The sequence below is a fragment of the Paenibacillus sp. NRS-1760 genome, from assembly GCF_050467785.1.
GTDB lineage: Bacteria > Bacillota > Bacilli > Paenibacillales > Paenibacillaceae > Pristimantibacillus.
On the sequence record NZ_JBITPK010000006.1, the window covers coordinates 47355 to 70275 of the forward strand.

General features: G+C 43.0%; 23 protein-coding genes. 7 read left to right on the forward strand and 16 right to left on the reverse strand.

The window, feature by feature from the left end; translation table 11 throughout:
• Window positions 1-134 precede the first annotated feature (134 nt).
• Both ACIFSR_RS02650 and ACIFSR_RS02655 read left to right on the forward strand, forming a co-directional pair.
• Window positions 135-752, forward strand: coding sequence for a DedA family protein (locus tag ACIFSR_RS02650; RefSeq protein WP_339209103.1), 618 nt, complete (start codon window positions 135-137; stop codon window positions 750-752).
• Between the two features lie 282 nt (window positions 753-1034).
• A complete protein-coding gene (locus ACIFSR_RS02655) occupies window positions 1035-2486 on the forward strand; it encodes a SulP family inorganic anion transporter (RefSeq protein WP_076269306.1) in 1452 nt (483 codons plus the stop codon).
• A 61-nt stretch (window positions 2487-2547) separates the two neighbouring features.
• Here ACIFSR_RS02655 and ACIFSR_RS02660 read toward each other — a convergent pair whose 3' ends face one another.
• Both ACIFSR_RS02660 and ACIFSR_RS02665 read right to left on the reverse strand, forming a co-directional pair.
• The gene (locus ACIFSR_RS02660) at window positions 2548-2832 is read right to left on the reverse strand and encodes a hypothetical protein (RefSeq protein ID WP_430054745.1); all 285 of its coding nucleotides are present in this window, start codon (window positions 2830-2832) and stop codon (window positions 2548-2550) included.
• Window positions 2833-2858: 26 nt separating this feature from the next.
• On the reverse strand, window positions 2859-3299 hold the full coding sequence (locus tag ACIFSR_RS02665) for a DUF6376 family protein (protein WP_076269304.1): 441 nt from the start codon (window positions 3297-3299) through the stop codon (window positions 2859-2861).
• A gap of 123 nt (window positions 3300-3422) precedes the next feature.
• Between ACIFSR_RS02665 and ACIFSR_RS02670 the strand changes: the two genes are divergently transcribed.
• Complete coding sequence (locus ACIFSR_RS02670; RefSeq protein WP_430054747.1) at window positions 3423-4835, forward strand: hypothetical protein; 1413 nt, start codon at window positions 3423-3425, stop codon at window positions 4833-4835.
• On the opposite strand, the gene ACIFSR_RS02675 is transcribed toward ACIFSR_RS02670, so the two are convergent.
• Both ACIFSR_RS02675 and ACIFSR_RS02680 read right to left on the reverse strand, forming a co-directional pair.
• Window positions 4819-5400 (reverse strand): hypothetical protein, encoded by a 582-nt coding sequence (locus ACIFSR_RS02675; protein ID WP_430054749.1) that lies wholly within the window; start codon window positions 5398-5400, stop codon window positions 4819-4821. The genes ACIFSR_RS02670 and ACIFSR_RS02675 overlap by 17 nt on opposite strands.
• Window positions 5401-5545: 145 nt before the next feature.
• Complete coding sequence (locus tag ACIFSR_RS02680) at window positions 5546-7768, reverse strand: MMPL family transporter (RefSeq protein WP_430054751.1); 2223 nt, start codon at window positions 7766-7768, stop codon at window positions 5546-5548.
• 133 nt (window positions 7769-7901) lie between these two features.
• Here ACIFSR_RS02680 and ACIFSR_RS02685 point away from each other — a divergent pair, with 133 nt between their 5' ends.
• From ACIFSR_RS02685 to ACIFSR_RS02695, 3 genes are all read left to right on the forward strand, one after another.
• Entirely contained in the window at window positions 7902-8519 is a 618-nt protein-coding gene (locus tag ACIFSR_RS02685) for a TetR/AcrR family transcriptional regulator (RefSeq protein ID WP_339209096.1), read from the forward strand.
• Between the two features lie 23 nt (window positions 8520-8542).
• Complete coding sequence (locus ACIFSR_RS02690) at window positions 8543-8833, forward strand: DUF3817 domain-containing protein (RefSeq protein WP_076269299.1); 291 nt, start codon at window positions 8543-8545, stop codon at window positions 8831-8833.
• Between the two features lie 120 nt (window positions 8834-8953).
• On the forward strand, window positions 8954-9313 hold the full coding sequence (locus tag ACIFSR_RS02695; protein ID WP_430054754.1) for a VOC family protein: 360 nt from the start codon (window positions 8954-8956) through the stop codon (window positions 9311-9313).
• Between the two features lie 21 nt (window positions 9314-9334).
• Here ACIFSR_RS02695 and ACIFSR_RS02700 read toward each other — a convergent pair whose 3' ends face one another.
• The 7 genes from ACIFSR_RS02700 to ACIFSR_RS02730 form a co-directional block, all read right to left on the reverse strand.
• Window positions 9335-9862 carry a GNAT family N-acetyltransferase gene (locus ACIFSR_RS02700; protein ID WP_430054757.1) on the reverse strand — a complete coding sequence of 176 codons (528 nt, stop codon included), beginning with the start codon at window positions 9860-9862 and terminating at the stop codon, window positions 9335-9337.
• 149 nt (window positions 9863-10011) lie between these two features.
• Entirely contained in the window at window positions 10012-11736 is a 1725-nt protein-coding gene (gene cysI, locus ACIFSR_RS02705; RefSeq protein WP_430054760.1) for an assimilatory sulfite reductase (NADPH) hemoprotein subunit, read from the reverse strand.
• Window positions 11737-11788: 52 nt separating this feature from the next.
• The gene (locus ACIFSR_RS02710) at window positions 11789-13651 is read right to left on the reverse strand and encodes an assimilatory sulfite reductase (NADPH) flavoprotein subunit (protein WP_339209602.1); all 1863 of its coding nucleotides are present in this window, start codon (window positions 13649-13651) and stop codon (window positions 11789-11791) included.
• Between the two features lie 340 nt (window positions 13652-13991).
• Entirely contained in the window at window positions 13992-14780 is a 789-nt protein-coding gene (locus tag ACIFSR_RS02715; RefSeq protein WP_339209092.1) for an undecaprenyl-diphosphate phosphatase, read from the reverse strand.
• 51 nt (window positions 14781-14831) lie between these two features.
• Window positions 14832-16145 (reverse strand): hemolysin family protein, encoded by a 1314-nt coding sequence (locus ACIFSR_RS02720; RefSeq protein WP_339209091.1) that lies wholly within the window; start codon window positions 16143-16145, stop codon window positions 14832-14834.
• A gap of 30 nt (window positions 16146-16175) precedes the next feature.
• Window positions 16176-16535, reverse strand: coding sequence for a Lin0512 family protein (locus ACIFSR_RS02725; protein WP_076269289.1), 360 nt, complete (start codon window positions 16533-16535; stop codon window positions 16176-16178).
• A gap of 47 nt (window positions 16536-16582) precedes the next feature.
• On the reverse strand, window positions 16583-17731 hold the full coding sequence (locus ACIFSR_RS02730; protein WP_430054763.1) for a DUF3900 domain-containing protein: 1149 nt from the start codon (window positions 17729-17731) through the stop codon (window positions 16583-16585).
• A gap of 250 nt (window positions 17732-17981) precedes the next feature.
• On the opposite strand from ACIFSR_RS02730, the gene ACIFSR_RS02735 reads away from it, so the two are divergent.
• A complete protein-coding gene (locus ACIFSR_RS02735; RefSeq protein ID WP_430054766.1) occupies window positions 17982-18908 on the forward strand; it encodes a methyl-accepting chemotaxis protein in 927 nt (308 codons plus the stop codon).
• 129 nt (window positions 18909-19037) lie between these two features.
• On the opposite strand, the gene ACIFSR_RS02740 is transcribed toward ACIFSR_RS02735, so the two are convergent.
• The 5 genes from ACIFSR_RS02740 to ACIFSR_RS02760 form a co-directional block, all read right to left on the reverse strand.
• A complete protein-coding gene (locus ACIFSR_RS02740; protein ID WP_430054769.1) occupies window positions 19038-19532 on the reverse strand; it encodes a shikimate kinase in 495 nt (164 codons plus the stop codon).
• A 129-nt stretch (window positions 19533-19661) separates the two neighbouring features.
• The gene (locus ACIFSR_RS02745; protein WP_430054772.1) at window positions 19662-20144 is read right to left on the reverse strand and encodes a hypothetical protein; all 483 of its coding nucleotides are present in this window, start codon (window positions 20142-20144) and stop codon (window positions 19662-19664) included.
• A gap of 258 nt (window positions 20145-20402) precedes the next feature.
• Complete coding sequence (locus tag ACIFSR_RS02750; RefSeq protein ID WP_430054774.1) at window positions 20403-20777, reverse strand: VOC family protein; 375 nt, start codon at window positions 20775-20777, stop codon at window positions 20403-20405.
• Window positions 20778-20961: 184 nt separating this feature from the next.
• Entirely contained in the window at window positions 20962-22056 is a 1095-nt protein-coding gene (locus ACIFSR_RS02755; RefSeq protein WP_430054776.1) for a nitric oxide synthase oxygenase, read from the reverse strand.
• Complete coding sequence (locus tag ACIFSR_RS02760; protein WP_430054778.1) at window positions 22056-22901, reverse strand: EcsC family protein; 846 nt, start codon at window positions 22899-22901, stop codon at window positions 22056-22058. The genes ACIFSR_RS02755 and ACIFSR_RS02760 overlap by 1 nt, the downstream gene beginning before the upstream one ends.
• Window positions 22902-22921 lie beyond the last annotated feature (20 nt).

The following is a 22921-nucleotide window of genomic DNA, read 5'->3' on the forward strand; positions in this document are numbered from 1 at the left end:
TTACGAAATGGTTAAATTTGAATCCTTTCCTCTCACCAATCGTATGTATGGTATCCTTTCGGATTCGGATATGTTAACATGTTTGAAGTGGAATAATAAAAATTCTATTTTTTGGTAGGTTAGGATGTTGCCGAGTGTATGATTTATTATTGAACATAATAGATGATTTTGGTTATTTCGCTTTATTCCTCGTTTTATGTCTTGGTTTAATCGGTTTGCCCATACCTAACGAAGCAGTCGTGATGACTGGCGGAGCCTTAGCTGAATCCGGTGTATTATCGCCGATACCCGCTTTTATTATGACGTGTCTTGGTATTTGCTCCGCGATGACCTTTGGATTCAGCATCGGTAGATTTGCAGGAAGCAAGTTGTCCAACTGGTTCAGCCAGAAGAAAAACATAAGTAAATTTGTCGCTAAATCCGAACAGTTAAGTGAAAAGTACGGCGGCTACGCCATCAGCCTTAGCCTTTGTCTTCCTTTTTTAAGACATGTCACGCCTTATGTTATGGGGATGAATCGCATGCCTTACAAAAGATTCGCAATCTTCGCTTACCCATCCGCATTTGTATGGACACTCATCTACTTTATTATTGGTACGTTCGTGGGAGATCAAGTGCAAGACCTCTCTGATCATATTTACAAATACTTAATATGGGTCATTTATGCCATCATTGTTATCGTTGTTGGTTTTATCATTTATAAATATTATAAAAGCAAACAACAAAAGGATCATATCGAACGGCCAATGTAGCCGTTACAGATTTAAGAACCATCGCAAGCCGCGGTGGTTCTTTTCTATTCCTAGCCTTATGCCTGAAAATTAGATAATGTAAGATAACTGGCGAATTCACTGGATGTAATCGCTTTCTCAAGACATCGTGCCTCGTTGTTTTCACGTTATTTGTTGTATAATAACGAACAGTGTGCAACGGCCCCGACTTTTCTGCGAGAGGAAAGTCAATCAATATCATTGTTATGTTATTGGTGTCAGTAAAATTAGACAAATGACTGCAATTTGGGAGGTTTATTTGCTTTGCTTGAACAACTAAAAAAATCTTGGTTTTCAAATGTACGCGGTGATATTTTGGCGGGCATTACAGTTGCGTTAGCGCTCATACCGGAGTCTATCTCTTTTTCTTTAATGGTAGGTGTTGGGCCAATGGTTGGATTGTACGCCTCCTTTTGCATCGCTGTCATTATTTCCATTGTTGGCGGCAGGCCCGGAATGATTTCCGCTGCGACAGGAGCGATGGCGTTACTGATGGTCTCTCTAGTTAAAGATCATGGCATCGAGTATTTGTTCGCTGCTACGATTTTGGCGGGTGTATTGCAGTATATTATGGGCGTTCTCAAGCTAGGGCAGCTTATTCAATTTATTCCGCAATCCGTCATGCTCGGCTTTGTCAATGCATTAGGCATCCTCATCTTCACTACCCAGCTTGTTCATTTTGTGGGTGCTACTTGGATTATGTATGCTCTCGTTGCATTAACATTAGTCATTATCTATACGCTGCCTAAATTCACAAAGGTTATACCTTCGCCGCTGGCTGCAATTATTATCGTTTCCATTATAGCCGTTGCCATTGGCGCGGATCTCAAAACCGTTGGCGACAGAGGTTTAATCGAAAGTACATTGCCGCTATTTCATATTCCGGATACCTTATTTTCGCTTCATACGTTGTGGATCATATTGCCGTACTCCTTCTCACTTTCCATCGTAGGAATTTTGGAGTCGCTTTTAACAGCTTCGGTGCTTGATGAAATGACAGATACAACAAGCAACAAAAACAAAGAGGTACGCGGTCAAGGCATTGCAAACATGGTGACAGGCTTCTTTGGCGGAATGGCAGGCTGTGCATTAATTGGTCAATCGGTTATCAATGTGAAATCAGGCGGCCGAACTAGGCTTTCCACATTCGTAGCTGGCTCGTTCCTGCTCTTTCTTATTATGGTATTAAGTGATGTCGTCAATAAAATTCCGATGGCTGCTTTAGTCGGCGTCATGATTATGGTATCTATTAGCACATTTGATTGGAAATCAGTATTTCATATTCATAAAGTTCCACGTACCGATGCGCTAATCATGATCGTTACAGTAGTTATTGTTCTTATCACACATGACTTGTCTAAAGGCGTATTTGCTGGAGTTGTGCTAAGTGCATTTGTATTCGTTGGTAAAATGGCGAAAATCCGCGTTTCCATCGCAGGTGAACGCTCAAAGAATCTTACGTATCATGTAACCGGACAGTTGTTTTTCGGGACAACCAGTCGTTTTGTGACTCTTTTTAATTATAAAGACGATCCAACACATGTGACCATTAACTTTAGCGGCTCGCATGTATGGGATCAATCCGCGGTAACCGCCATAGCGAAGGTTAAAAACAAATATGAGCAGCTGAACAAGAAAGTTTCATTTACGGGGCTCAATGAGGAAAGCAAATTAATTATACGTCATTTGGGCTTAACTTCATCAGGCGGTCATTAACAAACAAAGCTCATGCAAGTGCACCTGTCGGTGTGCCAGCATGAGCTTTTCTAATCATTTTTTATTCCTGTTTTTCTTCCTTAACTAGCTTTTCCTTGGCTGTATCGATGAAGAAATCAAACAACTCGTCATCTTCCTCTAACAAATCCTCAAGTGCCAGCAGTTCTTCTTCCTTGCCTGATTCATGAAGGAAAAACAAGCCATAACCCCACTCTTTGCCCCGCTTACTGTGCAGTGCAATTTCATACTCATTCTTATGTCCTTCTACCCCAAATTGAACATTGCCTACGTAACCGTCTTCTTTCGAATACGTCATAGTGGCCTGTAATACATTGATGTTAATCACTTCTGTTCTTCCTTTCTCATCGTTCATTACGGTGCGAGCTGATTGATTTGATTTAACAGCTCGTTAATTTTGTTGATCGTATCTGGAATACCCGTCGATTCAAAAGCAGCTCTACCCTGCTCAATATTCGTTAGAGCTTGATCGATACCTTGCTGCAGCGTCGCGTTGTAATCGGCAATCGATTGATGGATATCTTTTGCGTAATCAGGTACCTGCAGTCCCTCATAATGGACAACCTGTTCCTTCAAAGCAAGAAGCTTCTCCTTTAAATCCGTTCTTTTGTCCAAATCCGTCACTGCTTGCTCTGCAAGTGTATTCATATCTTGTCCGAAATCCGTTAACGTTTGTAAGTAATCCGTCGTTTCTGTTGCAAAATTTACCGTTTGACCTACTTGATCAATAATACCACACCCAGATGTCATTAGCATTATGGAGAGCAATATTATCGAAACGCCCCGTTTAATCATAAGCAACCTCCTTGTCATAATCATCCTACTACCGAGATGAACGCCTATTCGAGTTGATGCATACATTACTGTACGATTAACAGCTCATGCTGGTTTCGTGTATGTCACAAGGAGATGATCGAGATGGATATTCATTTATCGGCGATTCACTGGGTTTATTTGACCTTTATTATCGCAATCATTGGATTTATGCTGATGCGACGCGATACAACGCTTATTTGTATTGCCGGGATCTTAGGAATTGGAATACTAGCAACCACATCGGCAAGCGGTTCTGTAAGCGGTATTTTTAACAGCTTTATCTTTGCCATAAAAGAATTGCTGGGAACGATTTTAATTATATCCATCATCGTCGCCATGAGTCGTATCCTTATTCGAACCGGTATAAACGAGATTATGATATCTCCGTTTACCCGTTTTCTTAGAACACCCGCGCTCGCCTTCTGGGGAATCGGCTTAATTATGATGGTAACCTCATTTTTCTTCTGGCCTTCGCCAGCGGTTGCACTCATCGGTGCCGTCTTACTCCCTGTAGCTTTGCGTGTTGGGCTGCCTGCACTCGGAGCAGCAGTCGCGATGAATTTATTCGGACATGGCATCGCCTTGTCTGGTGATTATATCATCCAAGGCGCACCTAAGCTTACTGCGGATGCTGCTGGTATTCCTGTCAGCTCCGTCATGCAGGCCAGCATTCCGTTAGTCATTGTCATGGGGGTTGTCACAACCGTCGCTGCCTACTGGATAATGCGACGTGATCAGAAACTTGGTACATGGCGTGATGGACTTGTCCTTTCAGCCACAGGGCCAGATCCATCAAACGACCCCAGCTTCGATGCCGACCGGAATGCGCTGTCACTGAGTACAAAGCGCTGGCTCGCAGCAATTATTCCTTTGTTATTCGCACTTGATGTGGCAGCCATGTTCGTGCTTAAGCTTCAAGGCGGTGATGCCACTGCGCTGATTGGCGGAACAGCCATACTCATTATGCTGTTCATTACAATGCTGACACACCGTGGCAAAGGGTTCGAGAAAACGACTAGTTATTTAATTGAAGGCTTCCTATTCGGCTTCAAAGTATTTGGACCGGTTATACCGATTGCGGCTTTCTTTTACTTGGGCGACTCTGGATTTCTAGCCATGTTCGGCGACAAGCTTCCTGAAGCGTCGCACGGAATAGTTAATGACCTCGGCATTGCCCTTGCTCATGTCGTGCCCGTTAATGGAGTTGTTGGCTCGATTACGTTAACAGTAGTCGGAGCAGTGACAGGCCTTGATGGCTCAGGCTTCTCTGGTATCTCGCTTGCAGGCTCGATCGCGCAGCTCTTTGGCCACGCCATAGGCTCCGGGATTGCCACTTTGACGGCTCTTGGTCAAGTTGCTGCAATCTGGGTAGGCGGCGGTACAATCATTCCTTGGGCGCTTATCCCTGCTGCAGCCATTTGCGGGGTAGATCCGTTTGAACTTGCGCGTCGCAATTTAAAACCGGTGCTCATCGGGCTTTGTGTCACAACAATCGTTGCTATGTTCTTGATTTAGATTGCTTTCGTTGACGATAAAATACGGAGATGAGTGATACTACAGCAATACCGCCAAGCCCTATGTACCAGCCTTGTGTTAATGAGCTTTTCGTTTTCTGCAAGGGGATCTCCGGCTGCGGCGGCAATGAACCAATACCAAGCAGCTTGATATGTTCATTTGCTTCACTATGCAATAATGTTGCGCTGCAGAGTGCTTGTAGCGATTTTCCAGTTGTTTTTGCGTAAACCAAATAACGTTCTCCTTCTTTAAACGTATAGCCGCAGCTGTCTTCGCTTTCAGCCGTTTTCACTTCAAGCGTTGGAGCAACATGTCCTTTCCACACTTCATTGACTTGGAAGCTGGCTTTGACCGCTCTCTCAGAGGAGCGAAACAAGGATTGTGAGGATGTTTTAACAGAAGTTGCCGTTCCTTCAAACACTGCGTCACTTTTGATTTTGCTCTCCTCCACCGTACCTGGTTTTACGCAAGAACAGGCTTGGACATTCGATGGAATAAACAATAAGCTGCTAATAAAAAATATGAAAATGAATCCAACTGAAAGTCTCTGTTTTTTATTGATCATATCTACTCCCCCAACCTTTTCTCTATAGCAGGCATTTATGCCTTTAGGTTAAGACGGTTTCTTTTGGAAAAATGTTTCATTTATAGCAATAAAAAAGCTGTTTCTCCCGTAGTGGAAGCTACGTTCGAAACAGCTTTTTTAGTTGTTATCCTTTTACCTTCTGCTTGGATTCCTCTACTAGCGATACTTTCGCTGGCCAGAACGCTCTCTTGCCTAGTAAAGTCGTAATAGCCGGTACGAGGAATGGACGAACGATAAAGGTATCCATTAATACCCCAATCGCTGTTATGAGGCCAAACTGGACAAGCACTTGGATAGGAAGCGTTGCAAGCACGGCAAACGTAGCCGCAAGTATAAGTCCTGCTGAAGTGATAACGCCGCCTGTTTCGCTTACCCCTTCTTTGATGGCTTGCTTCAGCGGCAGCGTTTTGCTCTTTTTCCAAATGCTTGAGATCATAAATATATTGTAATCTTCACCAAGCGCAATGAGGAAAACGAATGCATAAAGCGGAATTGCACCTTGAATGGCGTCAACGCCCATGATGTAATGCAGGATCACCCAGCCTAAGCCTAGTGCGGCTGCATACGACAGCAATACAGTGCCGATTAAGTACAATGTTGCAGTAATGGATCTTAAATAAGCAAACAGCAGAATCATGATGAGTCCGATAACTAAAGGAATAATGACATTATTATCATGATCCGTCAGCACCTTGGCATCATATTGCGTAGCTGTCTGGCCAGCGATCCATACTTTTTGATCAGCCTCAGCAACGTTTCCATTCGTAAGCGCAGCTTCTGCCGCCGCACGGAGTAACGGAATCGTCTCCATTGCTTCCTGGGAATATGGATTCGTATTCAAGATGACCGTATACGATTGTAAATTAGGGTCATTAACGCTCGGCTGCGGCTCCTGAACATGATCAACAAGCGGCACAGCAGCAAGCTTTTCTGCTAACTCAGGCACTGCACCATCCGTCGCAGCAACCACTGTAATCGGTGCTAAATCTCCTGGCGTAAATGACTTCGAAATTACTTCAAAACCCTCTCTTGAAGGCATATCCTCTGGAAAAGAAGACAGCAGATCATAAGTAAATTTAATTTGACTGGAGAAGCTTGCGAAAATTCCTAGTATCAAAACAGAGGTGATAACAACCATCCACGGCTTCGTTATAACAAGCTTTCCAATTTTGGTGCCGAGCTTCTTCTCCGTGTTCGGCTTACGGTACACTTTTCCTTTTTTGTCCGCATGTGCATGCGCCATTGCATCTGTACGCGGAATAAACGGGTAAAATGAGGCTCTTCCAATAATTGAAAGCAATGCCGGAACCAGCGTCAAACTTGCGATTCCCATAATAAGGATCGATAAACTGAATGGAATTGCGAAGCGATCATAAGCACCGTACTTAGCCGCAAGCAAAGCTAGCAAAGAAAGAACTACCGTAAAGCCGCTCATTGCAATAGCACCTGAGGCGTCCTTGAACGATCGTTTTAGTGCTTTCATTTTATCACTTTCACGAGTAAGCTCTTGACGGAAATGCGAGATGAAAAATAAACAATAATCAGTACCCGCTCCGAATAAGAGCACAGTCATAATGGATATAGCTTGCCCATCCACCGTTATCCAGCCTTCACCTGCCATAAAGCCAAGCAATGGTCCTGTAACAGCATAAGCAAATCCAACACCAATTAGTGGAATGATAGCAAGAATCGGTGAGCGGTAGATGAGGAGCAGCAAGACTAGTACGATAAGTACCGTTGCGATCATCAGTGATACATCCGCTCCTTTGAACAAATCGGTTGCATCAACTGAAATACCAACAGGACCGCTAACACGCACGCTTAATTCAGCATCATCATCGATAGGTACGGAAAAAGGTTCTTTACCTGATGCTTCTCCGATGATAGCTTTTATGGACTCAATATTTTCCTTCAAAACTTCAGTTTCTGTTGCTTCACCGAACTGAATCGGCTGAACGAGTGTCGTTCCGTCTTCAGAAGCAAATTTTTGCAAAGCAGGTAAAGGCATTTGATGAAGAGGTATAACCTCGCCTTGCTCTTTCAACGGATTTTCAACAATCTTCTGCGTCGTTTTTTGAATAAGCGCATAATCCGCTTCTGTTAAGCCGCCTTCTCGATGCCAGACCACCAAAGCTGGAATGCCAGAGGAGCTTGGAAACTTATCCTTTATTAATTGATCAGCGACAACGGACGGGCTGTCAGCCTCTAGGTTTGGAGCATTGCTTACTTCTTTGTCGCCCACAGCTGGCAGAAATACAGTTAGCAGCCCGGCTAATACAATCCACGCAACTAATGTTATCCACCTTGTACGTCGTCCAGCGACCATTCCTGCTAATCTTTCGATCATTTGACAAATCCTCCATTTCACATTACGACTAATATCGTTTAAAATTAACTCAAGCGATAATTTAATTATATATACCGAAAGGTTAATTAATCAATTCATATTTATTACAATTTGATGAATGGAGGGCATGTCGATGAGCGAGGACCAAATAAAACGCAAACCAGGCCGGCCCAAAGGCACAGGTTCAATTCAGACGATGCAGCAAATTTTGCGCACAGCAGCCTTTTTATTTATGGAGCAAGGTTTCGAAAAAGTTTCATTAGAAAGTGTAGCCCAAGCATGCGGGGTTACTAAAGCAAGCGTTTATTATTATTTTAATAATAAAAGCGTTTTGTTCACGGAATGTCTTCAATTTGTTCTAAAGATGGCTTATGATCAAACTTCAAAAATTGTTAGCAGCACCGGGTCACTGAAGGAAAGAATGCTTGTTGTTGCTGAACGCCATATGAACAATGCTCATGTTGAGTTTGAAACGATGATGCGAGAAGCTTCCAGCGGTTTGACTGAGGAGCAAATTACGAGCATTCGTACGAGTGAGCAAGCGATACACGAATTAATTGGGAGTGTATTTCAGAAGGCAATGGACGAGGGCGAAATCAAACGAGGTGATTCGATGCTGCTTGCTCATGTCTTTACAGCTATGTTAACGGTTCGAAATCGTAAAGAAATCATTAATAATGAAAAAACAGTGGAACAAGCCGCGTTCGAAATCGTAGAACTATTGTGGGCAGGACTAGAGCCTCGCTCGTAATCTTATTAATTGGAGGTTTTTTAATGCTTAAAACCGCAATGGGTCGTCTGCGGGTCGTTGGTTTCATCGAAGGGTTATCTTTTCTATTACTGCTTTTAATAGCAATGCCCCTCAAATACTGGGCTGATATTCCAGAACCCGTGACTATTGTAGGCGGACTTCATGGCCTCTTATTCGTTCTTTATATCCTTGCTGTCTTCCATGTATGGATTAAACACCGCTGGTCGATTCTAAAGGCAGCAGCAGCGTTTATCGCAGCTTTCCTTCCGTTTGGCACATTTATTCTTGATAAGAAACTGCTTCGCGATCAATAAGTTAAAGAGGTTATTCCGAGCAATTGGAATAACCTCTTTTTTTAATAATAATGGAAGAAATGATGTGAGCTAGCCCTCAAAGCATGATAGAATAAATGTAAAATTAAAGGAGAGTGTTTCATGATGGGTATTATTATGAATAGAGTAGGAGCAATCTTTGTTACGGTTAGCGATATTGAAAAAGCTCGTGAATGGTATTGCTCCATTCTTGAATTGGATCCTACCTATGATATCATCGCAGGTCATTTATGCTGTATTCCTTTAGATAACAACGGCCAAAACCTTGTTTTAGACAGTAAAATCTATACAGAAGACACCTATGCAAGAACACCTATTTTTCATTTTAATACGGATGACATCCATGCAGCTTTTCAATTCATGCGTGATAAGAATGTAGAGCTTGTAAGCGAAATTGAACATGGTCACTTTTTCAGCTTTAAAGACCCTGACGGAAACCTGCTTATGGTTTGCAAATGCTAAAAAAATAGCTAGCTGCATTGATTATAGGTCTATCCAAAACCTTTTAATAATATTGCCATTTTCCTCTACGAATTCTGATTCCATCACGCCACCGTTTTTTAAAATCGTTTTTTCTGACCCGATATTCCCTTTATCGCAAACAACTAGCACTTTTTGATGGCCCCAATCTTTTAACAGCTCCAACGTGTTTGATAATATGATATTAGCATACCCTTTTCTTCTCTCCGATGGACGAACGCCATATCCGATATGGCCGCCTTGATTGAGCAGTTTTTCATTTAAGCGATGCCGAATATTAACCGCTCCTACAATTAAGTTGTCCTCACTTAGGAGCCAATAAGTGGAATGTGGAACACGATCACTGCTTGATATTTTGGATTCGGTATCTTCAGCATACAAAAAATCTATCATGGCATTAAAATCTTCCGGTTCTCTCTCAATGACCCACGGCACCATATCTTCGCCGCTCTTTATCCAGTCCTCATAAAAGGATATATACGCGTCGCGGTATTCGATCGTTGGTTTAATTAATATCGCTGATTTTGGCATAAGCACGCTCCACTCCGATGATTTTCACCAAATTAACACATTTAATGAATAGGGTCAATCTTATTTCATCGATGATTCATCGTGCTCTTCATAACAAAGAAGACTAAGGCATATCGCCTTAGTCTTCTTTTGCTTAAATTATGCTTATATTAGTTATGGAATTGTTGACCATCATGAACAGCCTTTACATAACCCGCGCGGATTACGAAATCTCCGAAATGCTCGCCCGTTTCCCGTTCCTTCGCATACTGATTAATAATCGGTTTTAAAGTATCGAGTATTTCGGTCTCATCGATATTTTCACGGTAAAGCTTGTTTAATCTATCACCTGCATAGCCCGCGCCCATATACATATTGTATTTGCCGAGTGCCTTGCCGATAAATGAGATTTCTCCAAGCGCTGGTCTTGCGCAGCCGTTCGGGCATCCAGTCATCCTAATGTTGATCTCCTGGTCACGCAGTCCTGCTTCATTAATAATCGGCTCCAGCTTATCGATCAGTGTTGGAAGGTAACGTTCTGCTTCCGCCATAGCAAGACCGCAAGTCGGCAACGAAACACAAGATAATGAGCTTCGGCGCAGCGCAGAGTGCTGCGTACCGTCCGTAAGTCCGTATTGCTCTGCTAGCTCCGTAATTTTACGTTTCTTCTGGCTGCTGACATTACCGATAATAAGATTCTGATTCGGAGTAATGCGGAAGTCGCCTGTATGAATTTTGGCGATTTCGCGTAAACCAGTCATTTGCGGGTTGCCTTCTTGATCCTCAATACGTCCGCTCTGGATAAACAACGTCAAATTCCATTTACCGTTGCTTCCCTTCAACCAGCCATAACGGTCTCCGTTATTTTGGAATTGATAAGGGCGTACCTCTTCAAGATGCCAGCCAAGACGGTTTTGCAGCTCGGTTTTGAACCATTCAATCCCATGACGGTCAATCGTATATTTAAACCGAGCGTTTTTGCGAACCGAACGGTTGCCATAATCACGTTGAATCATAACGGTTTTCTCTGCTAACTCGACAATTCGCTCCGGCGGACAGAAGCCAATCACTTTACCAAGCTGCGGATAAGTCGTTGTATCGCCGTGTGTCATCCCCATACCGCCGCCAACGGAAATGTTAAAGCCCTTCAGCTTGCCATCTTCTACGATTGCAATGTAGCCGATGTCTTGAGAGAATACATCTACATCATTAAAAGGCGGAATCGCAAATCCAATCTTGAACTTACGCGGCAAATATACAGGTCCGTAGATCGGCTCTACTTCCGCTCCATCCTCGTTACCATCGATTACCTTTTCTCCATCCAACCAAATTTCATGATAAGCGCGAGTACGCGGCGCCAAATGATCATTCACTTGACGTGCCCAGTAGCTTACTTCCTCATGATGGTTCGATTGAAAAGGATTTGGACTGCACATAACGTTCCGATTGACGTCACCGCAGGCAGCAAGTGTAGTCATCAGCTCGCTATTGATTTTTTGAAGCGTAGGCTTCAAATTCCATTTCAAAATGCCATGCATTTGGAACGTTTGACGTGTCGTGAGACGCAAAGTCCCGTTTCCGTACTTGTGAGCTAATTCATCCATGGCAAGCCATTGATCAGAGGTTGCTACACCGCTTGGCAGTACCACCCGGATCATGAATTGAAATGCAGGCTCAAGCTTCTGCTTTTCACGTTCGTTGCGCAAATCCCTGTCATCCTGCATATAACTTCCATGAAACTTCAACAACCGATTGTCATCCTCAGGCAAACCGCCTGTAATCGGATTGCTCATCGTTTCTACTAATGCGCCGCGCAAATAGTTGCTTTCGCTTTTGATATGCTCAACTTCACTTGGCGGTCCACCGATAGGTTTTACCAACTGCTCTTTCGCCATTGTTGCTGTCTCCTCTCGCAATCATTCAAGTACTCTTGTTGTTATCTATTTATTAATAAACATCACGTTGGTAGCGTTGTTGATCCTGCATATCATTCAAATAAGCTGCCGCTTGCTCAGCGCTTAATCCGCCCTCTTGCTCAATGACAGTTAATAGAGCCGTATGCACATCATGTGCCATATGTTTCTCATCACCGCAAATATAAACATAAGCGCCGGCTTGAAGCCATTCGAATAGTTCACGGCTCTTCTGCAGCAAACGATGCTGTACATATACCTTCTCTTCCGTATCGCGGGAGAAAGCCACATCAAGTTTGGTCAAAACGCCGTCTTTAAGCATTCTTTGCCAATCGGTCTGATATAGGAAATCCGTAACAAAGTGGCGATCTCCATAAAACAGCCATGATTTTCCTTCTGCGCCAATTTCCTCGCGCTCTTCAAGGAATGCACGGAATGGAGCAACACCAGTACCTGGACCAATCATAATAATTGGAGTATTCGTATCCGCAGGCAGCTTGAAATTCGGATTTTGTTGGATATAGATCGGCAGACTGTCGCCTGGTTGTACACGCTCTGCACAATGTACGGAGCATACCCCATAACGCTCACGACCATGAGACTCATAACGAACAGCTCTCACGGTAAGATGAACCTCATCCTCATTCGCTTTAAAACTGCTCGCAATGGAATAAAGTCTTGCTGGCAGCTTACGCAAGATAGCAACAAATTGTTTTGCGCTTCCTTGCCAAGGCTCAAAATCCTGCAATAAATCAAGCAGATCCCGACCGTTGATATAGCTTCTAAGCGCTTGTTCTTGCCCTTGAGCCAGCAGTTCACGAAGTGCTGAGTTCGAAGTCAGTTCGGCTGCTTGCGTGATCAGCGGTTTCGTTAGGGCTGTAATTTCATAATACTTAAGTAGAGCTTCACGCAATGAGCCTTGCTCACCGCTCTTATTGATCGGAACAACTTCTTCAGCGTTCCAATTCATTTGCTTAATAATCGCATCCACGAGCTCTGGATGATTTTCCGGATAAATACCAAGGCTATCCCCTGGTTCATATTGTAAATTAGAGCCTTCAAGCGACAGCTCCAAATGACGAGTTTCCCGATCAGAGCCACGGCCATTCAAGTTAATATTCGCAAGAACTTCAGCCTTAAAAGGGTTGTTTCGCGAATAGGCGGATTGTTCTGGTGTTGTTTCGCTGCTAGTTTGCGCTATAGCTGCAGTCGTTCCCGAGGCAGCATTCAAACGATCATTTAATGAGCTGATAACCTCTGCTGACCAGCCAGCAACAGCCTCATCGTAATCGAGGTCACAATCTACACGAGGAACAATACGTTTTGCGCCAAGCTCTTCAAGACGTTGATCAAAGTCTTTACCCGTTTGACAGAAAAATTCATACGACGTATCGCCAAGCGACAAGACAGAAAAGCTTACATTTTCTAGCTGTGGAGCTCGCTTGCTGTAAAGGAACTCGTGGAAGCTCTTCGCATTATCCGGCGGTTCCCCTTCACCATGAGTACTGACAACCAAAAACAGGTTTTCGACTTTTTTCAAATTGTTCGTCTTAAACTTATTCATTGGCGCAAGTGTTACTTGCAGACCCTGTTCTTCCAGCTTGCGCGATAAGCTGGTAGCTACCCGCTGGCAATTGCCGGTTTGAGAGCCAAACAATACCGTTACCTCACGGGAAACCGCTGGTTGACTGATAGCTGAAATAACTTCTGCAACTGCTGCTCCCTCGGAGACAGCCTGCACATCCGCACTAATCGTTAACGGACCTGCTGATGCTTGACGAGCAAACAAATAACCTGTCAGCCAAATTTGCTGAGACTCCGTTAGTGATGGTACAAGGCGATTCAGAAGGTCAACTTGCTCTTGATTAAAAGGACTGTTCGTTACCTGAAGTTGCAACAATATCCACCTCTCATAAACATAAAATCATCATTAGTTTTCATAGTTAACTTAAAATTAGTGCTTCAAAAGTGCTTCAATAATTATTAACCTAACATAATCAGACAAATCCATCAACGATGATTTCACGCTCCTAAATTACAATTTTATGGAAAAAGATCGTTATTCATCCACAAAACAAAGAAATCAGGGCAATTTGCCCTGATTATCTTGGATTTATTAGAAAAAATGATCGATTGGATATAAATTAATGATAGTTGATCCAAGCGAATTTTTGCTACATTATATGTAGTTGAAAATCATTCTCGATAATTTTGTCGAAAATCAGTGTTTTCTCCATTTATAAAATAATAAAATAAAAAAGTGCTGCGAGCGCAAAACGATAATAGGCAAACCATGAAAGCCTAATTTTTTTCATCATGTTTATGAACGTTACGACCGCAATCATCCCTACAATAAATGCAGCTATTAGTCCAACTAGAAACAGAGGCAAATCCGACATCGTGAGAAACTCTCGGCTTTTAAGTAGGTCTATTCCGCTCGCTCCAGCCATAATCGGAACGGATACTAAAAAAGTAAATTCGGCCGCAGCCTTCTGGCTCACACCAAACAGCATGCCGCCAGATATCGTCGAGCCTGAACGCGAGAAGCCCGGCCATAATGCGAGTATCTGAAAACATCCAACAGCAAAGGCCTGCTTGTAGGTAATGTCATCAAGCTCCTCTGCAGTTGGCTTCTTTCGTACACGGTCGGCGATAATCATCAGTATTCCGCCCGCTACAAGACCAATCAGCACCTTCTCAGCAACGAACAACTCGCCTTTTATAAACGAATGAAGCAAAACAGCACAAGCTCCCGCCGGTGCCATTGCAATAATGATGTGAAGAGCATTCAAACCCGAATTTTTGCCTACCTTGAAATTAAGTAAACTCGCAAACCGATTTCGGTATAACACAAGCACAGCCAGCACTGCGCCAAATTGAATGACCACCTCAAAGGTTTTCGCTCGATCACCTGTGAAATTCAACAGCTCCGCTGTTAAAATCAAGTGACCCGTTGATGAAACTGGTAAAAACTCAGTAAGGCCCTCCACGATACCCATAATAATCGCATTAATTAAATCGCCCAACGCCCAATCTCCTCCTAGAAATAGACTGAAAATTACTCACTCTATACAAGCCTATGCATGTCCGTAGGTTCCCATTTCATTTTCGATCAAATCGGTATGAATTTCGATTTTCCGGATTCGATTGTCGTCACGTTCACGAATAATAAAGGTCATATTCCCATAGGTCCACGGCTCTCCGATAGGAAGCTCGGGCTTCTGATTAAAGAGCCAACCGCCTACAGAATCTACTTCTTCACTTTCAAGATCAGTTCCAGCAATCTCATTCCAATCACTAATCAGTGCCTTGCCGTTAACCAAATAACGCTGCTGCTCAATATATTCGATTTCTTTCACTTCATCCTCATCGAACTCATCACGGATTTCCCCTACAATTTCTTCTATGATGTCTTCGATAGTGATGAGCCCCGCCGTTCCACCATACTCGTCCAACAGAATTGCAATTTGAACGCGTTCCTGCTGCATTTTGCGGAGCAGCTTATTGATCGGCATGACTTCAGGAACCGACATAACGGGCTGAAGCAGAGATGTTACGTCGATATCTCGGTTTGTTTCATAGCGGAGAAAAAATTGCTTTGTATTTAAGATCCCAATGATATTGTCTTTGCTTCCTTTGGCTACAGGGAAACGGGTGTATTGTTCTCTTATTATAATTTCGAGGTTCTCCTCGCGAGTATGTTCTACATACAAACAGGCCATATCCGTCCGAGGAACCATAATTTCTCTTGCAAGCCGCTCATCAAACGCAAAAATCCGGTTGACATAGCCATACTCACTTTTATTAATTTTTCCGCTCTCATAGCTTTCCGACAAAATGATGCGAATTTCTTCTTCGGAATGAGCCTCATGCTCATTCGCTGGCTTTAAGCCCAGCAATCTTACCAAGGAGTTCGCAGATCCGTTGAGAAGCCAAATAAACGGATACATCACCTTATAAAAAACGATGATAATCGGAGCTGTAAACTGACTGACTTCTTCCGATTTAATGATGGCTAACGTTTTGGGAGCAAGTTCTCCTAGCACGACATGCAAGTACGTTACAATGATGAAGGAAATGACAAACGAAAGCACCGAGCTTAGCTCGCCCTCGATATGTATCCGATCAAATAAAGGGTGCAATATAAGCTCAATCGTTGGTTCTCCCAACCATCCGAGGCCAAGCGCTGTAATCGTAATGCCGAGCTGGCAGGCAGATAAATAACCGTCCAGCTTGCTCGTTACCTGCTCAACCGCTCTAGCATTTTTCATGCCCTCTGCTACCATCTGATTGACGCGGCTTGATCGCATACGAATAATTGCAAATTCAGTCGCGACAAAAAAAGCTGTAAATACAAGCAATAATACGAATAGTGCAAGCTTTAAAACCATCGTCTTCTCCCTTTTGCAATGGAGATGCTACTAGTAGCCCACCTCAACCGATGCATTAACGATGTAAATCAAATCGTTTTTATCATCTTTGTCCGGCAGTACTACACCGCTAGTCGTCAGCATGCCGCCGTGTATGACTTCTACAGTCACTTGTCCATACGGCAGCACTGCTTTTACCTGCTCAACGTCAAGAAGCTCATGATCACAAGGAAGTGCAAGCCTTACCCGCACCTTCATGTTATCAAGCGTTCCTCCTGGCAGTACGGATCGCAGTCCGGGCATCGAGTTATGATGAATCGCGTTTTGTACCGCGCGCACCGATGCCTTTGTAATATTTTGACCGTGTAGATCGCATCCCATGCCTATTTCTATAAAAAATAAGTTGTCCACTTAAATATCCTCTCCTTCAAAGTGAAATTTCATACGTACTAGATGACTTACCATGGAACATCATCGTTATTGCCTGTGCCTTCTCCAGCAGGGGTGTAGCTATATCCGGAATCCGCATCCTCAGTAGGCTTCTTGCTTCCGATACGAGGCATAACATCAACCAGATCAAGCGGCTGTACGAGCTCAACCGGCGACATGCCTTTATCGAATTGGAAGGAATCCCCTTCAATTACGACGACGTAACGTCCGTTATGCTTGGCAAAATGGATGCTGTCGCCAAAGTCAGCAAGCAGTCCTTTTACTGTAACGTCGCCTAGTTTAAATGTAAAAGGTAAATCCGGCTTCTGCTCAACTAATGCCGCTGCTGCAACTTCTACCTGCTCCGGCGTCCACCACTCCTGAAGGTCGCGCTTCTCACTTGCCGCCCACACCTCAACCGCATTTTCTTCCTCGCGGCGCTCCGAGCTTTCATCCTCTTGCCACTTATCCGCAATATATTGATGAACCATCTCCACCACTTGCTCACCCATGACCTCAGGTAAAGGCTTCTCATAAGAAACATATTTTAAGAAATCTTCAAAATATCGAGCGTGCGACGCCTGATGAATTTTTAGCTCCCAATGCTCTAGCATGCCCTCCTCCGGCATATGCGGATACTGAATCGATTTGATGCTGCGAGCAGATATCGCCATCTCCACCTGGGAGATTAAGCTTTTTTCATCCGAAATACGAGCAATCTTAGGCTCAAAATCACATTTCAGCAAAAATAAAAACGGCTCATCGAAATATGTATTAAGCTTGGATAACGCAATAATAAATGCGCCTCCCCTTACTGCACTCGTATCCATGTAGATTCGAACGAGCTCGTCGGCAATGCCGATAAAGCGCTCCTTGGAATCCGCGTCACGCAGCCGCTGAAATAAATTGTAGTTCTGATTGCTGCCGAGTTCATAACCGGGCTCAACCATAAATCGTCCAATCTTCGTTGGCGCGCCTGCTGAGTTAGGATTGCGCTCTACTTTTCTTTTGACGATCCGTTTAAATTCATCATCCAAAAACCTTTGAATTTCACTATCTTCATACGTGTCCTCTTCTAGAGTCTGATAATGTTTAAACCGTTTTCCTGATGATGTGGCACTCTCTTCACCATCGGTATGAATAACGAAAAAGGATAAATAATGCATATTAAAATCCACGTTTATAATTCCTCCAAACAAGCTGATGTCATCTACTTAGAATAGCATATCTCGCCTCTTCGCGACATCAGATGAGAGAACCAATCACATTAATCTCTCAACTGAAAATGATAGAATTTCAAACATGTTCCAAGTGCGTTTCAAACCCTTGATAATAATATCTTGCACAACTTGTATAATGTTTGTAGAATGTTGTGGAGGCTATTTTTGCTTACTATAAGCATTCGAACGAATGAAGGAGAATCTCTACATGACAGAATCGAACGCCGTGCTACATATGACTACCCAGGTATTGGACAAGCGAGCTGTTCTTACAGCTATTGAGCAGTCGCTCGCCATGATTGAATTCGATATTCAAGGGAAGGTTTTATGGGCAAACGAAAATTTTGCGCAAGCTATGGGTTATCACTCCTCAGAGATGCCAGGCATGCTGCATAAGCAATTTTGTTCGCCACAATTTGTGAATAGCACTGAGTATGCCAAACTCTGGGAAGACTTGCGCAATGGACTACCCTTTCAGAATAAAATTTTGCGGATTACAAAAACCGGAAATGCAATCTGGCTGGAGGCCACTTACATGCCGGTCAGAGATGAAGAAGGTCGTGTTATTGCGATTTTAAAAATGGCAACCGATATTAATGCCCGCGAACAGGCTACTTCTCAGATGACAGAAAATTTGCTAAAAATGTCCGAGGAGCTGCTCAGCCGTGCCCAAGAAGGGATATCACACAGCCAAGAAGTGGAAGCAGCAATTGAAAAAGTGGCTGTAGGTGCAAGCGATAATATGACTGTCCTTCACCTTCTGGAACAACAAACAAGCTTCATTCGTAAAATCGTTCGTACCATCCGCGATATTGCGTCGCAAACGAATATTTTGTCTTTAAATGCGGCAATCGAAGCTGCACATGCCGGTGAGCATGGCCGGGGCTTCAATGTGGTCGCGATAGAGGTGCGCAAGCTGGCTGGTCAAGTCCAGGAAGCAACCAAAGAAGTTAATGGGTATGTAGAAGATATCGTAAACCATGTTCAAGAGGTCGTAAACGGCACCAAACTCTCACAAGAGGTTGTTGCGGAAAGCCAGCTGCGCATTCAACGGGCTGTCGATGAATTCATGAGCATCGGGGAAGCGGCGCGACAGCTGGATATGCAGGCGAAAGAGCTTAAAAATACGATATAGCAATCATCTTCAGCATGGCCCGAAATGAGATGAATATTATTCTCCCGTACGGCCTCAAGCTGTTTCTACTCCCCTTACACGAGTAATTATGTAATACATGTTAAACATTAGGTGCGCTATTTCGCTCCTTTATTTCTTCATGCTCTCTATAATTTCACTAACACAATGTTCGATATCCTTATTTGAGCAATCAAAAGTTTTATCACTATACTTCATGTATAGCGGCACTCTTTCCTCATAAACGTCCTTCAGGCTATTTCCTTTCTTCATTACAATCCCTCTAGTTGTTATGTTTATGAGTCGCCTTTGAATCTCTTCATATGGGACATGCAAATAAACGGTATGCCCAAACTGTTTCAAGGCTTTCATAGCTTTATTTGAATAGATAACACTTCCACCTGTAGAAATAACACAGTTTTTGAGTTTCAATTCAGAAACTATTTTCTCTTCGATTTCCATAAATTTGTCGATACCATCATGATCAATTATTTCTTGCAGCAACCTACCTTCTTGTTGTTGAATAACGAGATCTGTATCGATGAAATCCATTCCTAAAGCTTTTGCAAGCAGCACACCTAAAGTGCTTTTACCTGCTCCTGACATACCGATTAGTACGATATTCATATTTTTCCTCACCTTTGTAATGCCTCCATCTTCCCTTTAAAATAAATCGAACTAAACCTCAAAGTAGCACGGGAAAGCTGTCATCCTAACGGCTGCCTCGTTCAGTTATTTGTTCAGATCATTGTTAACCTAATCCTTTACACCGTTTGTCATCCGCTTGTTGATTAACTCATCAATTTGATTGATCGCTTCTTCACTTATGAAATATGACTTTTGTACTTCAAGATCTGTAATCATTTTTAGAGGTTTGCTATTCCAATATCGAAAACGTTGCTCTGAAGATGAATATTTTACGACAATGTCATAGTTCGGTCCGATAGCAACAACCTCCCCTGTAGCTCTAACCGCATCTTTTATTGCATCTGAGATTGCTTGAAATTCGTTTTTCTCGCTAAGAGTCGCTAATGGTTTAGTCATTGGCTCTAAATCTATGCCATCAGGTTCTATGATAACAATTTCCTTTATTTCATTCACTGGCAATTGTGCCAATGGCAGATTTTCTTCAACTACAGTATTTTCGGTAGTTCGGTCTGATGCTGCGGAATCAGACTTTGTGGAACAACCAGATATACAAACCGCAATAAACAATACCAAGCAGACAAACTTTTGCACAAGAACCCCTGCCTCTCTAACATTCAAATTAAAAGTACATACATCTACTTCGACGTATATTCATAATTTTATGTTGCGTAATTTTTGAGGATCTCCTGCTAAGAAACGCTAGATGAAAGCTTTTAGTAGAAATCGTTATAGCCAATAAAAAGAGCAGGCTGATTAGCGCCTGCTCATCCAAATATATGATTCAAATATCATTTAACGTCAGCTAATAAAAGTCTATCAGTTGATTACAGTTTACCAAAATTAACATTCCTATATGGTATGTGCGACCAACATATTGCCATCAGGATCAAAAAATTTCAAAAACCTTCTTCCTTCTTCTCCTGACGGTGCTTGTGGGTCACCGTGTACCTTAACGCCAGCTTCAAATAGCTTTCTGCAAAGCTCATCCATATCCTCTACCTGAAAACCGATGCTCGGAAACGGTTCCCCGTTAACTGTAAACGTTGATGTTTCCTTATCTGAAGACTGCCACAAAAAGATATGCGTTTTATCTTCCTTAAAGCCTATAATAGCAAATTCACCGAAATTAGCATGTAACGTACAATCGAGATTGGTAATATACCATGAAGCTGCTTCTTCCAAGTTTTTCACTGGAATCTGTACATGACTAATAAATTCACCCATAAAGAGCCTCCCTATTTTTTTAGTCTCCTATTAAAACAATTAGGCATTCATAATTTTCTCTGTAAAAGCCAGTTCATCTCAAAATTCAACCTCACATGCTTAAAATAAAAAAATAGAGGAGATTAGCCCAATTCATGGACTAACATTCCTCTATTTATCTTACTACATTTAACACATTATTTGTTTAATATGGAACAGCTTGCACTCGATATGCAGGCGTTCGTTCCGTATCATCAAAGCTGCGATGCCATATGCCTGTTGTAGCGGGTGACATAGGCGGAATTAGCCATGACCAACGACCGGTCACTGCTCTCCCCTGCTCCTGCTCTTGCTTCTCAAAACGTAGAAACTGCTCCGATGCTGTATGATGGTCAACAATGCTGACGCCCTGCTTTTTGAATGAATGCAGTACAGCTACATTTAGCTCCGTTAAAGCACGGTCCTTCCATAACGAAGTATTCGTTGACATATCAAATTGAAAAAGTTTTGCAACACTCGGTAGCTGATTATAGCGACTGGTGTCTGATAGGTTTCTCGCTCCGATTTCTGTACCCATGTACCATCCATTAAAAGGAGCAGCCTTATACATGATTCCACCAATTTCAAGCTCCATATCGGATATAAAAGGAACGGCGTACCACTGCAATGCGAGCTGCTCGAACTCCTGATTTTCAGGATGAGTCAAAGCAACCTCAAGCACGTTCTCTTTAGGCAGCTCATACCATTTAGGCGATTTCCCTGAAAGCGAAATGACTAGCGGAAGCACGTCAAATCGAGTACCTTCACCACTCCAGCCAAGCTTCTCACAAACAGCTGTAAAGGCTGCGGAGTCAGGATCGCCAATAATAACTTCCCCCTCGCGGTAACCTGCATAGCGTACGAGCTGATGATTCCAAATTCTTATGTTATTTTGGGAGTGGCTGGCAGGAAAAATCGTAATAGCTGGCCTAATCCTGCCTCCATTTGTTGCATAGCTCATATGTTGGAAGATTCGTTTTGCGGCATCTAGCTCATCCACTATATCGCGTGCGTCGAATACTTCCAGCGTCTGCCAAAACAATCGACCGATACAGCGGTTATTGTTCCGCCACGCCATCTTTGCACCATGCCTTAGCTCTTCATACGTATGTGTATAATAACCAGTATCCTCTAATTGCTTCAGCACTTCTTCAATTCGCCGCTTCGCTTCTTCTTCGGTTTTTCCAAGCTCATAATACGCTTCACCTAGGAAAGCAATCGCTTGCTCGGCTATGTTCTTTCTCATGCTGCTCGTCGTCATTATGCTTTCGCCTCATTTTCCCCCAGCTTTATCAATACTCTGCGTTTTCGATACAGCATGGTTGCTGCTTCTGCAACATCGTTCAGCATGCCCCGATTGATGAACGCTCCGAATAACATGCCTGCCACAGGTATCATTTGAAATAGCTTCTTCCAGCCAAAATTGTCCCGATAAACAGCAACCACTTCACTCCAGCCCTGCAGCTGCGACAGCATTTGATTGCTACGGTTCACTTCCTCATAAGCACTGAGCTCATCAAGTATCGCTTTTTTCCCTACAATATCTGAAGAAGCAAATTGCATTACTTTAACTGCAAATACACGTTCTTCCTTGCTTTTTGGATCAAATCCGTAGCAAATCGCAATTTCTTGAATGATCTTCAGCGATAAGCCGAGTATGGCTGGAATATCGATCGCTAATGTAAAAATGCCGCCAATTCCTGTCGTTGCCCCTTGAAGCGTGGCCATTTTCGAACGACTGGAGGCCAATTGCTCAGCAGTTAAGTTTAAAATAGACAACGGCATATCAGCCGCATCGTTAATGGTCGTCACTTCATGATCGGCTCCAAGAAACACATCGTTCTGAGCAGCATTTTGATGCAGTTTATCAATAACCGAACGCTCCGAAATCAAATATTTCCCGCCATTTTGAATATAGCTTCCGATCTCATCCACTGCAAGTCCAAGTTTTTCCTGTATAAACTTTGGAGTAATTTTGTCGAGCAGCATAAATGGCAAACGCCCAAGCTTTTCCCAAAACCATAAATCCTTCTGTTCTTTTTCCCATTTCTCTATTTCAAGCAAAGCAGATTTCAAATTTTCAGGTGAATCCTTGACAGTAGGCATCTTCGGGCACGCTCCTTCTC